Source organism: Opitutaceae bacterium (assembly GCA_015075305.1).
Classification (GTDB): domain Bacteria; phylum Verrucomicrobiota; class Verrucomicrobiia; order Opitutales; family Opitutaceae; genus UBA6669.
Genome location: JABTUS010000004.1, coordinates 32,660 through 47,524, shown reverse-complemented (window position 1 = coordinate 47,524; position 14,865 = coordinate 32,660). Strand labels below are relative to the sequence as shown.

12 protein-coding genes are annotated in these 14,865 nt (G+C 62.7%); 7 read left to right on the top strand and 5 right to left on the bottom strand.

Annotated features, from left to right (window positions below; all coding sequences use genetic code 11):
* Positions 1-52: 52 nt before the first annotated feature.
* The 5 genes from HS122_08965 to HS122_08945 all read right to left on the bottom strand — a co-directional run bounded on the left by HS122_08965 (position 53) and on the right by HS122_08945 (position 4,832).
* Positions 53-1,006, bottom strand: a complete 954-nt coding sequence (locus tag HS122_08965; protein MBE7538529.1) for an ABC transporter permease — start codon at positions 1,004-1,006, stop codon at positions 53-55.
* Positions 1,003-2,514 carry a sugar ABC transporter ATP-binding protein gene (locus HS122_08960; GenBank protein ID MBE7538528.1) on the bottom strand — a complete coding sequence of 504 codons (1,512 nt, stop codon included), beginning with the start codon at positions 2,512-2,514 and terminating at the stop codon, positions 1,003-1,005. Before HS122_08960 ends, HS122_08965 begins: the two co-directional genes overlap by 4 nt.
* Before the next feature lie 70 nt (positions 2,515-2,584).
* Positions 2,585-3,376 carry an esterase family protein gene (locus tag HS122_08955; GenBank protein MBE7538527.1) on the bottom strand — a complete coding sequence of 264 codons (792 nt, stop codon included), beginning with the start codon at positions 3,374-3,376 and terminating at the stop codon, positions 2,585-2,587.
* Positions 3,377-3,411: 35 nt separating this feature from the next.
* The gene (locus HS122_08950) at positions 3,412-4,605 is read right to left on the bottom strand and encodes a class I SAM-dependent rRNA methyltransferase (protein MBE7538526.1); all 1,194 of its coding nucleotides are present in this window, start codon (positions 4,603-4,605) and stop codon (positions 3,412-3,414) included.
* An 89-nt stretch (positions 4,606-4,694) separates the two neighbouring features.
* The gene (locus HS122_08945) at positions 4,695-4,832 is read right to left on the bottom strand and encodes a hypothetical protein (GenBank protein ID MBE7538525.1); all 138 of its coding nucleotides are present in this window, start codon (positions 4,830-4,832) and stop codon (positions 4,695-4,697) included.
* 191 nt (positions 4,833-5,023) lie between these two features.
* On the opposite strand from HS122_08945, the gene HS122_08940 reads away from it, so the two are divergent.
* From HS122_08940 to lspA, 7 genes are all read left to right on the top strand, one after another.
* Positions 5,024-6,676, top strand: coding sequence for a peptide chain release factor 3 (locus HS122_08940; GenBank protein MBE7538524.1), 1,653 nt, complete (start codon positions 5,024-5,026; stop codon positions 6,674-6,676).
* Between the two features lie 27 nt (positions 6,677-6,703).
* Positions 6,704-7,744, top strand: coding sequence for a D-alanyl-D-alanine carboxypeptidase (locus HS122_08935; GenBank protein MBE7538523.1), 1,041 nt, complete (start codon positions 6,704-6,706; stop codon positions 7,742-7,744).
* A gap of 30 nt (positions 7,745-7,774) precedes the next feature.
* On the top strand, positions 7,775-8,806 hold the full coding sequence (locus HS122_08930) for a uroporphyrinogen decarboxylase (GenBank protein MBE7538522.1): 1,032 nt from the start codon (positions 7,775-7,777) through the stop codon (positions 8,804-8,806).
* Entirely contained in the window at positions 8,797-10,194 is a 1,398-nt protein-coding gene (gene hemG, locus HS122_08925; GenBank protein ID MBE7538521.1) for a protoporphyrinogen oxidase, read from the top strand. Before HS122_08930 ends, hemG begins: the two co-directional genes overlap by 10 nt.
* Positions 10,195-10,294: 100 nt before the next feature.
* Positions 10,295-13,204 carry an isoleucine--tRNA ligase gene (ileS, locus tag HS122_08920; GenBank protein MBE7538520.1) on the top strand — a complete coding sequence of 970 codons (2,910 nt, stop codon included), beginning with the start codon at positions 10,295-10,297 and terminating at the stop codon, positions 13,202-13,204.
* 11 nt (positions 13,205-13,215) lie between these two features.
* A complete protein-coding gene (locus HS122_08915) occupies positions 13,216-14,235 on the top strand; it encodes a TraR/DksA C4-type zinc finger protein (protein ID MBE7538519.1) in 1,020 nt (339 codons plus the stop codon).
* Between the two features lie 33 nt (positions 14,236-14,268).
* Positions 14,269-14,853, top strand: coding sequence for a signal peptidase II (gene lspA / locus HS122_08910; GenBank protein ID MBE7538518.1), 585 nt, complete (start codon positions 14,269-14,271; stop codon positions 14,851-14,853).
* The last annotated feature ends 12 nt before the right edge of the window (positions 14,854-14,865 follow it).

The window sequence follows — 14,865 nt, the reverse complement described above, 5'->3', positions numbered from 1 at the left end:
AGCAGCACACGCCGCCAGACTGGTCCGCAGACCGAATCTCCCTGGGCGGAACTCATGCCGGAGCCGGGCGATGCCCGCGGTTGCGACCTCCCCCAAAACCCTCGGCAAGCACGGCGAGCAGGATGATCGCGCCCTGAATCGCCTTCTCCCAATAGGCCTCGATGCGCAGGTGCACCAATGCCGGCGCGATGCATGCCAGCAGGCACAACCCCATCACGGCACCCCAGAGGTGGCCGCGTCCGCCGGAAATGGCGACTCCGCCAACGACGACGGCCGCAATCACTTTCAGCTCCATGCCGTTTCCAGTGAGCGGCTGCACCTGGGGTGACTGCACCACATTCACGATCGCAGCAATCCCCGTTAGCCCACCGAGCAGCGCAAACGCCAGAAACGTGACCCACCGCGGTCTCAACCCGGCCAGCCTCGCCGCTTCCGCATCACTGCCGACGGCATAAAAATGTCGTCCCAGCGCAACGCCATGCAGGCAGCAGGCCAGGATCGCCACCAGCACCAGTGTGGCGACGAGCACAATGATCTGACCGTGCGCCTGGTTCAGACCGAACCATTGCACTCCATCCGGCAGATTGACGAACTCGCCCTGTCGGAAAAGATTCAATCCCTGCCGCAGCGCCACCAGCATCGCGAGTGTCACGACGATCGAGGGCAATCCGAGCCCCGCCACGAGTGCGCCATTCAGCGCTCCGAAGAGAGCTCCGATGAGCGCGCCCACGGGGAGCAGGGAGACGACCGGCCAGCCTTTCGCGGCAAGCAGCCCACAAACAACGCTGCAAATCGAGAAGAGGGAGCCGACGGAAATGTCGATCTGCCGGGTCAGAATCACGAGGACCATGCCGCAGGTGACGATCAGCACCGGCGCCTCCCGCGTCGCCAGCGACAGCAGCGGCTGCGCCCGGTAAAACGCCGGCGCCCAGATCGCCAGGCCGAACAGGACACCCGCCAGCACCGCGGCGATCGCCAGCTCCCGACGGTATCGACCCAGCATCATGCGGCATCCTTTCCGTTCACGACACCCTGCCCAAGCGCTGCGGCCATGACCTCGGGTGCGGAACTTCCCCGCGGGAGAATGCCGATCAGCTCACCACCCCGCATGACGCCGATGCGATCGCTCATTCCCAGCACCTCGGGCAGATCGCTCGAAATCAGGATCACGGCCATGCCGTCCGCGGCAAAACGGCGGATCAATGCGTGAATCTCGCTCTTGGCCCCGACGTCCACCCCCTGCGTCGGTTCATCCAGGATCAGCACCTTCGGTGCCGTCGCGAGCCAGCGCGAGAGCGACACCTTCTGCTGATTCCCACCACTCAGGCTCGCCACCGCAGCTTCAATGCCCGCGGTCTTGATTGAAAGCCGCTGCACAAAATCACGAGCCGCTCGCGCCTCGACGCGATCCCGCAGCCAGCCGCCGGGAAAAAATCTTCGCGCCGCGGCGAGTGTGATGTTCTGCGCGACCGGCATCTCCATGACCACGCCGTGGCGCCGCCGATCCTCCGGCACATAGGCAATGCCCCGCTCAATCGCCCGCACCGGAGATCCAATCGAGGCGTCTTCTCCGTCGATGCACACCGTGCCGCTGTCAGCCGGTGTGAGCCCGAAGAGAACGCGTGCAAGCTCGGTTCGTCCCGCTCCAACCAGGCCGGCAAGGCCAAGGATCTCGCCGGCGCGGACCGAAAACGACACCTGCCTCACACCGGAGGCCTCGCAGCAGAGGCGATCAACCCTGAGCCGCTCGGCGCCCGGCTGCGCGAGTGGCGGCGGGTAGAGCTGCGTCACTTCCCGCCCCACCATCAGGCGAATGAGCTCATTTTCCGAAAGGTCCCTGGCGCCAAACGTTCCCTCGCTTGCTCCGTCCCTCAGCACAGTGACCCGATCCGCGAGCGCAAAAATTTCCTCGAGCCTGTGTGAAATGTATATGACGCCGGTGCCATCAGCCTTCAACGCGCGGACAATGCCGTGGAGCCGCTCCTGTTCGCGCTGTGTCAGCGACGCCGTGGGTTCATCCATGATCACGATCCGCGCGCGTGCGCCGACGGCGGCGGCGATCTCCACCAACTGTTGCTCCGGCATCGACAGTTCACTCACGACTGCATCCGGTCGCACCTCGGCACCCACCCGGGCGAGCAATTCAAGCGCGCGCCGCCTGCGCTCTTTCCAGCGAACCGGCGAAAAGGGAGAGGGTTTCTCCAATCGCAGACCCAGGTTCTCCATCACGGTCAGATCGGGAAACAATGCGGGCTGCTGGTAGATGCAGGCGATGCCGAGTTCATGCGCCAGCGCCGGCGTGAGCCTGCCCTGGGCCCTGCCATCCACGGTGAGCGCGCCGGCATCCGGCGCGTGCGCTCCCGTGGCGACCTTGATCAACGTCGATTTCCCGGCCCCGTTTTCCCCCAGCAGCGCGTGAACCTCTCCCCGCCTCAGCTCAAAATCCACCCCGCGCAACGCCTGCACGGCTCCGAAGGATTTTCGAATGCCTTGAAAGACGAGGAGCGGGGCCATTGGAGGGTTCAAGGAAACTCGCGCGGAATTTTCCGTCCAAACAAAAAATGCGCATTCAAACAGGCGCCGCCTACCCGACAGGTTTGACTCTCAAATTCGCACAATGAAAGGCGAGTGCGTCGCGAATGTGGAGGTCCCAGTAGTCCCAGGTGTGCGCTCCGGGAAATTCGCGGTACTCGTGCGGTATGCGTTCCCGCTCCAGATCGGCATGCAGGCGGCGGTTTTCGCCGATGAGAAAATCTTCCGTTCCGCAGTCGATCAGGATCCGCGGCAGCCGTCCGGCCCGGCGCGCGCGTCTCGCGAGTTCGACGACATCATGGGCTGTCCCCAGCGGAGAGCGGCCAAACACCCGCACCATCTCCCGGACAAACGCATCGGTCCAGCCGCGATCCTTCGCCGCCTTGCGGTAGGCCGCCACGCCCGGCCGGTCGCCCCATCCGACGGCGCCCGAGTGGCTGTTGATGGAGCAGAATCGATCGGGATAACCCAGCCCCACCCGCAGGGCGCCGTATCCACCCATCGAAAGCCCGCCGATGGCACGGGCACGCCGCGCAGGCCGCGCATGGAAGTGTCTCTCGACAACACGCGGCAGCTCCTCTCCGAAATGACGCGCAAACGGAGGGCCGTCCTCATTGTCGGTGTAGAAGCCGCGATAGCCATCCGGCATCACCACGATCAGCGGCAGACCCGCCATGTAGAACTCGATCCGGCTGCGCCGCATCCACATCGTGGCGTCATCGGAAAGCCCGTGCAGCAGATAGAGCACCGGAAAGGGCCCCTCGCCGCGATCGGGCAGGAGGATTTCCGCACTTGTTTGTTTTCCTATGAATTCGCTGCGCCAGTGAAAGGTTGTCCAGGCCACGGGATCGGGAATGTTGCTTGAGATAGCGCGCGTTTTCAGTCAACGCGCAGAATGTAGCCACGCAGGTATTCGCTTTCCGGCATTGTCACAAGCACGGGATGATCGGGAGGCTGATGCGCGAACTCCAGCACCCGCGCCTTGCGCCGCGCGTCGACAGCGGCCTCGGTTAGCACGCGGCGCAGCTCCAGGTCCTGCATGTGATGCGAACACGTGTAGGTCGCGAGAACTCCCCCGGGCGCCAGACTGCGCATCGCGCGGAGGTTGATCTCCTTGTAACCGCGCAGGGCGCCTTCAAGCGCGCTTCTCGACTTTGCAAAGGGCGGTGGATCCAGCACGATCACGTCCCACAGCGGCTCTGAATCCCGCGCGGCATCGTTGAACCAGTCGAAGACATTCACCGTTTCGAACGAAACCTTGAGCCCCGCGCGCCCGGCATTTCTCCGCGCCCCCTCGATCGCCTCCGGCGCGCTGTCCAGGCCCAGCACCTCGCTCGCACCCGCCCTCGCGGCTTGAAGCCCGAAGGCGCCCTGATTGCAGAACGCATCCAGGACCCGCCGGCCCGTGCAGTACCGCGCGACAGCCGCATGCTGGAGGCGCTGGTCGAGATAAAACCCGGTCTTCTGCCCGCCCTGCAGATCGAGCCAGTACTCAAGTCCGCCGATTTCGACCCATCGCGGGGCCCAGGGTTTTCCCGATCGCGTGTGCACGCCGAGGGGCAGCCCTTCGAGGCGGCGAATGGTCGCGTCGTTGCGAAAGATGATCTCCGCCGGATGGAGGATCTCGTCCAGCACATCGCCAATGATCGCGGCGCGCCTTTCCATCGCGAGCGTCTGTATCTGTACAACCACTACATCCCCGAACTGATCGGCCACCAGGCCGGGAAGGTCGTCCGATTCCGACCAGATCAACCGCCGCGTCGGAGTCCCCGCCACCGCCATCCCCCGCAGCCCGTCGCGCCGCTCGATCGCCTGCCGCACGGCCTCGCGGATGAACGCCTGGTCCAGGGCCGTCCGCTCGCGGCTGAAACGCCGCCAGACGATCTGGGAGCGGGAATTGTAGATGCCCGTTCCCAGAAATCGCCCGGTCCGGTCCCGGCATTCCACCACCTCCCCATCCCAGTCCCCGGGCAGCAACACCTCGGTTTCATTGGCGAACACCCAGGGGTGCCCCAGGAGCACACGCGGCCTGGCGTTGGGCTTTAGTTTTAGCGTCGGTACCGGAGTCGACATCGCCCCAGCATCACGGCACCGCCAGCCGGGAGAAACCAAAAAACCGCAGGGAGTGCGCTGTTCCCTGGCCTTGCGTCAAATCGCGCCGCTCAACGGACGTCCGACGATTGGTTGAAATGGTAACCGTCAGAATCCTGATAGCCATCAGGCGCTGTCCAGACTGCGGTCGCCAGGAAAACCAATCCAATGACAGAGGCCAGGCCGAGAATAATCAAAAGGGTAAGCATGAGGCAAAAAGGAGGTGGTGAAACTACTTATCGGAGTTTCACGCGGGGCAAGATTATTACGCAGAATTACGCATATATTAAGCCAAATGCCATTATTCTTCAATTATCTCGTGGGTCAAGGTCTGAATTCGTATTTACCGTACTTTACGCTTCCCCCTTCGCATGCCGCACCCTTCCTTGAACCTTCCGCCATGTCCGCCGCTGAAGAAATCGCCCGCCGCCGCACCTTTGCGATCATTTCGCACCCGGATGCCGGCAAAACGACGCTTACCGAAAAATTCCTGCTTTACGGCAATGCCATCCACCTCGCGGGAACCGTCACTGCCCGGAAGAATCAACGGGCCACCGCCTCGGACTGGATGGAACTCGAAAAGCAGCGCGGTATTTCGATCAGTTCAACCGTGCTGCAATTCGACTACCGGGGCTTCGCTGTCAATCTCCTGGACACCCCGGGCCACAAGGACTTCTCGGAGGACACCTACCGGGTGCTGACCGCGGTCGACGCCGCCCTGATGGTCATCGACGCCGGCAAAGGCGTGCAGGCTCAGACACGCAAGCTGTTCGAGGTGTGCCGGCGCCGGGGCGTGCCCATATTCACGTTCATGAACAAGTGCGACCGCCCCACGTTGAATCCCATCGCACTTGTCGACGAACTGGAGAGCGTGCTTGGCATCCAGGCATCGCCCGTCATCTGGCCCCTGGGCAACGGGCCTTCATTCCGAGGTGTGTTCGACCGTCGCAACCGCGAAGTCCACCTGTTCGAACGCGTTCCGGGAGGGGCCTATCACTCGCCGGTCAACGTCGCCTCGCTTGAAGACCCGGTGGTCCGCGAAAAACTCGACGACTACACCTTCAACGAAACGCGCGAACAACTGGAGATGCTCGACGGTGCGGGCCATCCCTTCGACCTCGACGCCATCCGGGCCGGCCGGCAGACGCCCGTCTACTTCGGCAGCGCGGTCAACAATTTCGGCATTCAGCTCCTGCTCGACGGATTCCTGCAAAGCTCCGTTCCTCCCGCTCCGCGCCGGGTCTCCGTGACGTCCCCCGCCGCAAAAAACCGCCCGGTGCCGGCGCCCGCAGGGGAAATCGTGCCTGTGACCCATCCCAAGTTCTCCGCCTTCGTCTTCAAGATTCAGGCAAACATGGATCCGAAGCATCGCGACCGCATAGCGTTTGTGCGGATCTGCTCCGGAAAGTTCACTCGCGACATGACGGTCCTGCATCAGCAGTCGGGAAAAACCGTGCGCCTGTCGTCGTCGCACAAACTCTTCGGACAGGAACGCGAAACGGTCAATGAGGCCTGGCCGGGTGATGTCATCGGACTCGTGGGACACGATGCCTTTGGCATCGGCGACACGCTCACCGAGGATCGCGCGATCATCTTCGACGAAATTCCCCGCTTCCCGCCGGAGGTCTTCACCTACATTTCAAATCCCAACCCATCGGACTCGAAAAAGTTCCGCGCCGGTCTGGATCAACTGCTGCAGGAGGGTGTCGTCCAGTCCTTCTCCGCCCGCCATGCGCCGCCCGGATCAACCCTGCTCGCGGCAGTCGGTCCGCTGCAGTTCGAAGTCGTGCAATACCGCCTGCAGTCGGAATACGGTGCGGAATCCCGCCTCGAGACCACGCCATGGTCGTTGCTCAAGTGGATTGAGCCGCACCCAAGCCTCGCCAATCCGTCCGGCATCATCGTCGCGAGCGGCGTGAGTTTTGGCGCCGACAAGTTTGACCAGCCGGTCGTTCTCTTTCCCAACGACTGGTCCATGGCCTATTTCAAGGAAAAGAATCCCGAACTCAAACTTCACGATCTTCCGCTGGACCAATCCGAAAACCACAATTAATTCCGCCATCTCCGCATCCATCCCTTCATGTCCGTCCGCCACTTCCTCGCGCTGGTCTCCGCAGTCGTTCTCCTTCCCTTCGCAGCACGCGCGGCAAAGTCCCCCGCACCCGCCTACCGCGGCGCCATTGTCGTCGACGCGGCATCCGGCAAGATCCTCATCGAGGATCATCCCGATGTCGTGAACCCGCCGGCCAGCGTCACGAAACTGATGACGTTTCTCATCGTCCATGACCGCATCGCCGCGGGAACGCTTTCACTTTCAACCGAGGTCACCGTGACCCGTGAGGACTCAAGGATCGGGGGCACGCAGGTATGGCTCGAGGCGGGTGAAAAATTCAGTGTAGAAGAACTGCTCTACGCCATGCTGATCCAGTCCGCGAATGACTGCGCGCATGCCCTGGCGCGCACCGTGGGGGGATCGCGCGACGCCTTTGTTGCGATGATGAACGAGCGTGCGCGGAGTCTGGGCATGACCCACACGACGTTCAGGACGCCGCACGGACTGCCACCGTCCAATCGAAGGATCGCCGATGGCGATCTCACGACTCCCCGCGATCTGGCGCTGCTCAGTCGCGAGCTGCTTCTCAAGACCGACATCCTGCGCTACACCGCGGTGAAGGAGCGGGTCTTCCGCCCCGGCCAGCCCGCGCCCCGGGAAATCATCATGCGAAACCACAATCACGTCATGGGAAAGGTTCGCGGCGTGGATGGGTTGAAGACCGGATTCACCAGTGGCGCGGGCTACTGCCTCGCCGCCACCGCCGAGCGCGACGGCCGGCGCATCATTGCCGTCATCATGGGGAGTCCGGACCAGAAGACGCGCGACATCAAGATGGCTGAATTGATCGAGCGCGGATTTGCCCTGCTTCCCACCGGCTCCAGGTTCATCGCCGACTCCTCTCCGCTTCGCCCCGTCGCTGCCGGTGGCACCGCCCGTTCGAGCGCGTCCCAACCCGAGCCGGTCATTCAACCGGTGAAAACACTACCCGAGCCTGCATCCACACCCGCACCCGTGCGTGCGACGGACGACACCACGCCCACCGTCCGTTTTGTGCCGCGGCGTTGACGTCCGGGAACGCGACACGGGACCCTTGCAATGACTTCACGCACCCGATTTCTCGACGCCTGCCGCTGCGAGCCGCTTCCTCGTCCGCCGCTGTGGGTGATGCGGCAGGCCGGACGCTACCTGCCGGAGTACCGCGCCCTGAAGGCGAAGACGTCCTTTCTCGAGATGGTCAAGACGCCGGATCTCGCCATCGAAGTCACGCTCCAGCCTCTGCGCCGTTTTCCCGGACTCGACGCCGCAATCCTGTTCTCAGACATCCTGGTCATCCCGGAGGCGCTCGGCCAGCCCTACGCGTTCAGGGATGCGGGTGGCATAGCCATGGCCTACCGGATGGAAACCCAGGCGCAGATTGACGCACTCATTCCCGCTGCGGATGCCATTGGCAGACTCTCCTACGTCACGGACGCCCTGCGCGGATTGAAGAAGGAACTGGGCGAATCAAAGGCCCTGCTTGGATTCGGAGGCTCTCCCTGGACCCTGGCAACCTACATGGTCGAGGGTGGCAGTTCCGAATCGTTCGAGCGCATCAAGATGCTCTACTACACCGAGCGCGCACTGTTTGAATCGCTGCTGCGCAGGATCACCGACGCCCTGATCCTGTACTTCCGTGCCCAGATCGACGCTGGTGCGGACGCGATACAGATCTTCGATTCCTGGGGAGGAATCATTGCCGGCCAGGACTATGCCGGGGCATCGCTGCGATGGATCCGCGAAATAGTCGCCGCACTTCCACGGGATTTTCCTGTGATCCTGTACGCCAAGGGCACGGGCACACAGCTCACCGACCAGAGCTTTTCCGGTGCGCGCGTGTTGAGCGTCGACTGGACCGTGGATCTTCGCGTGGCACGCGCCATCGTGCCTGGCAACGTCGCACTTCAGGGCAACCTCGATCCAGTGATGCTTCAGACGACGCCCGAAATCGTCGCTCGCGAGGCGGGCGCACTGCTCGAAGCCATGCGCGCCGAACGAGGACACATCTTCAATCTCGGCCACGGCATCACGCCCCAGGCACGCATTGAGTGCATGGAGGCTCTTGTGGAGACCGTCACAACATGGAAGTGAGCGGCGAATCCACGCTGCCCGTCGCCGTGATCGGCGCTGGCGTTACGGGGCTTGCCGCAGCCTTCAGGCTCGCGCAGCGCGGTCGTGCCGTGCGTGTGCTGGAAGCATCGTCTCGAGTCGGCGGCGTCATTCAAAGCGAGCGAACCCCCGAGGGATGGCAGACTGAAAGCGGTCCGCACACCCTGCTGCTGAACGATCCCGGTGTCAGGCGGCTGATCGACGAACTCGGCCTCACCCGCGATATCCTCCCTGCCGCACCCGAAGCGAAACACCGCTACATTCTGCGCAGAGGCAAACCCGTCGCCGCGCCCTCATCGCCGCCCGCGCTCCTCGGCTCGCCGCTCTTTTCGCCCGGAACAAAGCTGCGTGTGCTAGCCGAGATGTTCAGGCGGCCCCGTGCGCGCAGCGCCGACATGAGCCTCGCATCGCTGGTGGAGGAACATTTCGGAAGCGAGTTTGTGGACTACGCGCTGCAGCCGTTTGTCAGCGGCGTGTACGCAGGCGACGCCACACGCCTGTCCGCCAGACACGCATTTCCACGGGTCTGGCAGGACGATCAGACGTGCGGATCGCTCATTCGCGGGATGATGCGATCGGCGAAGGAGCGCAGACACCGGGGCGAGCCACGCCCGCAGCTCATTTCATTTGCCCAGGGCCTGCAGGTCATTCCCGATGCACTCGCCCGCAGTCTTCCCGCCGGAAGCCTTCAATTCGGGGCGCGCGCCGAGCAGGTTGTCCGCGTCGGGGACGACTGGCAAGTGAACGGACAGCGTGACGGCTCTCCGTTTTTTGAGAAATTCAGCCAGGTCATTTTTGCTCTTCCCGCGCGCGCTCTGGAAAGGATCCAGATCGGCACGCCACCCGAGCCCGCCATTGCTGAACTGGCCGGGATGCAGCACTCTCCGATCACGGTCCTCTCCCTGGGATTCCGCCGCGAGGACGTAGCCCATCCCTTGGATGGTTTTGGCATCCTGATTCCCGCCTGCGAAAACCGCCGGATTCTCGGCGTGATTTTCGTCTCGTCCCTTTTTCCCGGGCGCGCGCCGTCGGGACATGTCGCACTCACGGTCATGATCGGCGGCAGCCGGCAATCCTCCCTTTGCGCCCTCCCTCAGGACGAGATTCAGTCCCTCGCGAAAACAGAACTTCGCCAACTGCTGGGAATAACGGGTCGCCCCGTCTTTTCCAGACAACGCACCTGGCCCGCTGCCATTCCCCAATATAATATTGGATTCGAACGTTTTAAGGACTTGATCTCAAATATTGAATCTCGGCATCCCGGCCTTCATGTCGCCGGGCCCGTGCACGAAGGCATTTCAGTGCCACTTGCACTGCTCTCAGGTCTTGGAGCGGCTGCAAAGTGCCTTGATGGCACCACCTTGGAATAAGAGGCTTCCCGCGACGGGCTGCCTTGGAAAATCAGGTCTTTCCCCTCGCCTGCCTTGACTAGCCGGGGTCGCAACATAGCCTCTGCCGCCCTTCTTTGGCATGCCGCAAGACCTTAAGGATACTCTTCAGCTTCCGAAGACCGGATTTCCCATGCGGGCAAACCTGGTCCAGCGGGAACCCGCGCGCCTGGCGCATTGGGAACGCATGGGACTCTACGGGGAGATTCAGGCGCAGAGAAAGGGCAATGCCGCCTTCATCCTGCACGACGGCCCGCCCTTCACCAATGGCGACGTGCATATCGGCACGGCGTTGAACAAGACCCTCAAGGACCTGACGCTTCGCTACAAGTCCATGCGGGGATTCCGCACGCCCTATGTGCCGGGCTGGGACTGTCATGGCCTGCCCATCGAACAGAAGGTGACCCGGGATCTGCAGGCGAAAAACGAGACGGTCTCCACCGCCGAACTGCGCGCGCGCTGCGACGCTTTTTCCGAAAGCTGGATCGCTCTTCAGACAAAGCAGTTCAAACGGCTCGGCGTGCTTGCGGACTGGCCCCATCAGTACAAGACGAAGGATCCTGGTTTTGAGGCCGACATCGTCCGCACTTTCGCGTCCTTTGTCGAAAAGGGTCTGGTCTATCGTTCGAAGAAGCCCGTGTACTGGTCCATTCCCTTCGAGACCGCGCTTGCTGAGGCGGAAATCGAGTACAAGGACCATGTCTCCCCAGCGATCTGGGTCAGGTTCGCGATTCCCGAAAACGAGGCTGTCAAGTACTCACTCCCCACCGGCAAGCCGTTGAGCATCGTCATCTGGACGACGACACCATGGACAATCCCCGCCAACCTCGCGATCGCGCTTCATCCTGAGGTCGACTACGTGGTGGCCGATCTCGGCGAGGAATGCATAATCGTCGCCGAGCGCCTGCTCCCGTCGGTTCTCGCAGCAGCCAAGATCGAGGCGACAGCCGAAATCAAGCGGAAGGTCGCAGGCACCGCTCTGGAGCATCTGGCGACGCGCCATCCCTTCATCAACCGCCCTTCGCCCGTTGTTCTCGCCGACTATGTCACAACCGAAAGCGGCACCGGCGCAGTCCACACCGCCCCAGGACATGGTGCGGAGGACTACCTGACCGGGCTCAGGTACGGGCTGCCCATTTACTGCCCCGTGGGCGACGATGGGAAGTATGTCGCCGACGGTCAGATCCCCGCCGAACTGGCCGGATTGACGACGCTTGAGACGGTTGAAGACCTCGAAGCCAAACGAACTTCACCGGCAAACATTGCAGTGCTTCGTCTGCTGACCAGCACCGGCGCTCTCTTTGCGCGCCAGCGCCACCCGCATTCGTATCCGCATTGCTGGCGCTCCAAGACACCGATCATTTTCCGCGCCGTCGACCAATGGTTTGTCAGCCTCGACGGACCGAAGGACGCGCCATCTTCCCCGCGCAAGGAAGCGCTGGTATCACTGTCCGGCGTGCACTGGGTGCCAGCCTGGGGCGAGAACCGGATCCGTGGAGCCGTGGAGGCGAGACCGGACTGGTGCGTGAGCCGCCAGCGCTCCTGGGGCGTGCCGATCGTCGCCTTCTACGACGAACAGAAGGTTCCGTTTCTTGACGCAACCGTGGTGCGCGCCGTCGCAGACAAGTTCGCGAGCCGTGGCACGAATCTCTGGTACGACTCCACCGCCGCCGAAATTCTCGATGGAATCAAGCTGCCGGCAGGCTGGCCGGATGCGCGCGCGCTGACCTGCGGCCGCGACACCCTCGATGTCTGGATCGACTCCGGGTCGTCGCACGCAGCCGTGCTCAGGCGCGGACAGGGCGGCACACAGTGGCCCGCCGATCTCTATATCGAAGGCAGCGATCAGCATCGTGGCTGGTTTCAATCATCTCTCTGGACCAGCGTCATGGCCTACGGTGCCGCTCCCTACCGGGCCGTGCTGACCCATGGCTTCGTTGTCGGCGAGGACGGCAGGAAGATTTCAAAGTCGGGGCAGTACGAGAAGCCTCCGACCTCTGAGAACTACATTGTTCAGTACGGCGCCGATGTGATCAGGCTGTGGATCGCCTCCCAGAATTTCACGGAGGACATCACCATCTCGGAAAAGATCCTGAACAACGCCGCCGAGGCCTACCGGCTGTTTAGAAACACGTTCAGGTACCAGCTCTCGACGCTGTTTGATTTCGACCCCGTCCGCGACGCCGTCCCCGCCGAACAGCTCGACACGCTCGACCGTTGGGCGCTGCATCAGACCGCGACACTTCTGCGCGACTGCACCGCAGCCTATGACGCGTACGAGTTCCACCGGGTCCAGCAGCTCTGCAATCAGTTCTGCGCGACCACGCTTTCAGCCGTCTATCATGACATCCTCAAGGACCGCCTGTACACCTTGCGCGCGGATCATCCCCTGCGCCGGTCGTCGCAGAACGCGATCCACCACATCTTCCGGACCCTCGTCCGGATCCTCGCACCCATCCTGACTCTGACCGCCGACGAGGCCTGGTGCCATGGCGAATTCCAGTCGGATTTTCCCTCCGAGGAACAAATCAAGGGCGCCCACCGCTCGCGCAACTCCGTCCACCTGCAGGACTGGCCCGTCGCGCCGGAGAGCTGGACGCAACCGGAAATTGAAGCCGAAATGTTCGCGCTGCTCGACGTGCGGCGACAGGTGAACGAGTCGATCGAGCCCCTGCGCGCCGCCGGGAAACTTGGCAAGTCGCTGGATGCCGCCGTCGTGCTTACCGCCCAGGACACCGCCCTCGCGCGCACGCTGGAGAAACATCGGGATTTTCTTCCAGAGCTCTTCATCGTCTCCCATGTGGATGTGGAGGTCGGCACCACGACACCAACCTCCGAGCCGCTCACCATCCTTGTCCGTCACGCGCAGGAACTCGGATACATCCGCTGCCCGCGCTGCTGGCGTTCAGTGCCCGCGCTCGAAAAGACAGTGCAGGGCAATGATGTCTGTCCGCGCTGTCGCGATGCCCTCAATCCCTGTGCAAATTCCTAATTTCTAGAAACATGGCCCGTCACAAAAAGTCCGCCCCGAAGTCCGCATCTTCCTCCCGGAAGCCCGCACCATCCAAGAAACCATCCGCTGCTTCATCGGCGAAACGCCCTTCACCAAAGCCATCGCCGAAAAAGCCGGGGCCCGCCAAGGCTGCCGCCGAAAAAAAGGCTCCGGCTTCGAAGGTTCCAGCGAAAAAGGCTGCTCCGGCGCCGGTTGTCGCCACTCCTCCCCCCCCGCCCGCGGCGGCACCCAAACCGTCGCCAAGGGCCGTCGAGAAGGGCAAGGCTCGCGAGGCGCTGCGCAGCCGCATCCTCGGAGCCAAGAAGCCCTCCAAGCCCATCGCATTCTCCCTCGATGAAGTGCGCGAAATCGCCAAGACGATCGCTGCAAGAAATCCCGATGTCGCCCAAAAGGCGTCCACCGCGAACCACAATCAAAAGGCCGCCAAGCTCCATGCGGCCAAGACCGCCGCAAAACCCAGCCAGCCGAATCACGTCAAGGCCGCAACGCTCGCCGACATACTGGGCTTCAATCCCCACAAACCGGCAAGACAGCCAGCGGACGACTCGGACATCCCGGAAAAATTCCGCCGGTACTACCGGCTCCTGATCGATCTTCGCAATCATGTCACCGGCAGGCTGGATCTTCACAGCGAGGACACGCTCAAGCGTTCGAGCAAGGACGACGCGGGCGATCTGTCGAGCTACGGCCAGCACATGGCCGATGCCGGAACCGACACGTTTGACCGGGATTTTGCGCTGAGCCTGGTATCGAGTGAGCAGGAGGCTCTCTCGGAGATCGAGGCGGCGATCAAGCGGATCAAGACGGGATCCTACGGCATTTGCGAGGTAACCCAAAAGCCCATCGCCAAGGAGCGTCTGCTCGCCGTGCCCTTCACCCGCTATTCCGCCGAAGCCCAGAAGGAAATCGAACGCAACCGCTACCGCCTCCGCACCGGCGCCGGTCTCTTCGGCGAAGCCGGCGAGGAAGGCGGCTCGATCAGCAGCGACGGAGGCGGCGATGACGAATAGGCCGGCCTCAGCCCGACGCTGGGCGACCCCTGATTGAACTCCGGTCCTTCCATTGCCGGCTCAAGCCGGTCTCCCGATTCGAATGACGCGACAACCTCGCTGGCGCCTGCGTCCCCTCCGGCGTTCTGCAAGCGCATCCGCGCCTATCGCACATTCTGGTTTGTTGCCGCAGTCCTTTTCACGCTCGACCAGGTCACCAAGGTCTGGATCAACAACCGACTCCCGCTCGGCACCTACGGACCACCGGACGCCATCACCGTCATCGATGGTTTCTTCAACCTTGTTCATGTCGGAAACACCGGCGCCGCGTGGAGCATGTTCACCGGACGAAGTCTGCTGCTCGCCTGCTTCGCCCTGGCCGCACTCGCAGCCATATACTTCTGGCGCCATACGCTATCCCTGAAGGCTCTGCCCGTGCAGCTCAGCTTCGGCCTGCTCTGCGGAGGAATCGCGGGAAACCTCGTGGACCGCATCATCCACAAGCACGTCATCGATTTCCTGGATTTTCATTTCGGCGGATACATCTATCCGACCTTCAACGTGGCCGACTCCGGCATCTGCATCGGAGTCGCAATCTACCTGATCTGGTCGCTCCGGAATCCCGAATCCGCGCGATAGGCGGGCGCTTTC

Bases quoted from the DNA above. Each gene is read 5' to 3' on its own strand.
- HS122_08965 (MBE7538529.1), bottom strand. From the start codon at position 1,006: ATGATGCTGGGTCGATACCGTCGGGAGCTGGCGATCGCCGCGGTGCTG.
- hemG (MBE7538521.1), top strand. From the start codon at position 8,797: ATGGAAGTGAGCGGCGAATCCACGCTGCCCGTCGCCGTGATCGGCGCT.
- HS122_08935 (MBE7538523.1), top strand. From the start codon at position 6,704: ATGTCCGTCCGCCACTTCCTCGCGCTGGTCTCCGCAGTCGTTCTCCTT.
- ileS (MBE7538520.1), top strand. From the start codon at position 10,295: ATGCCGCAAGACCTTAAGGATACTCTTCAGCTTCCGAAGACCGGATTT.
- HS122_08940 (MBE7538524.1), top strand. From the start codon at position 5,024: ATGTCCGCCGCTGAAGAAATCGCCCGCCGCCGCACCTTTGCGATCATT.
- HS122_08950 (MBE7538526.1), bottom strand. From the start codon at position 4,605: ATGTCGACTCCGGTACCGACGCTAAAACTAAAGCCCAACGCCAGGCCG.
- HS122_08915 (MBE7538519.1), top strand. From the start codon at position 13,216: ATGGCCCGTCACAAAAAGTCCGCCCCGAAGTCCGCATCTTCCTCCCGG.
- HS122_08930 (MBE7538522.1), top strand. From the start codon at position 7,775: ATGACTTCACGCACCCGATTTCTCGACGCCTGCCGCTGCGAGCCGCTT.
- HS122_08945 (MBE7538525.1), bottom strand. From the start codon at position 4,832: ATGCTTACCCTTTTGATTATTCTCGGCCTGGCCTCTGTCATTGGATTG.
- HS122_08960 (MBE7538528.1), bottom strand. From the start codon at position 2,514: ATGGCCCCGCTCCTCGTCTTTCAAGGCATTCGAAAATCCTTCGGAGCC.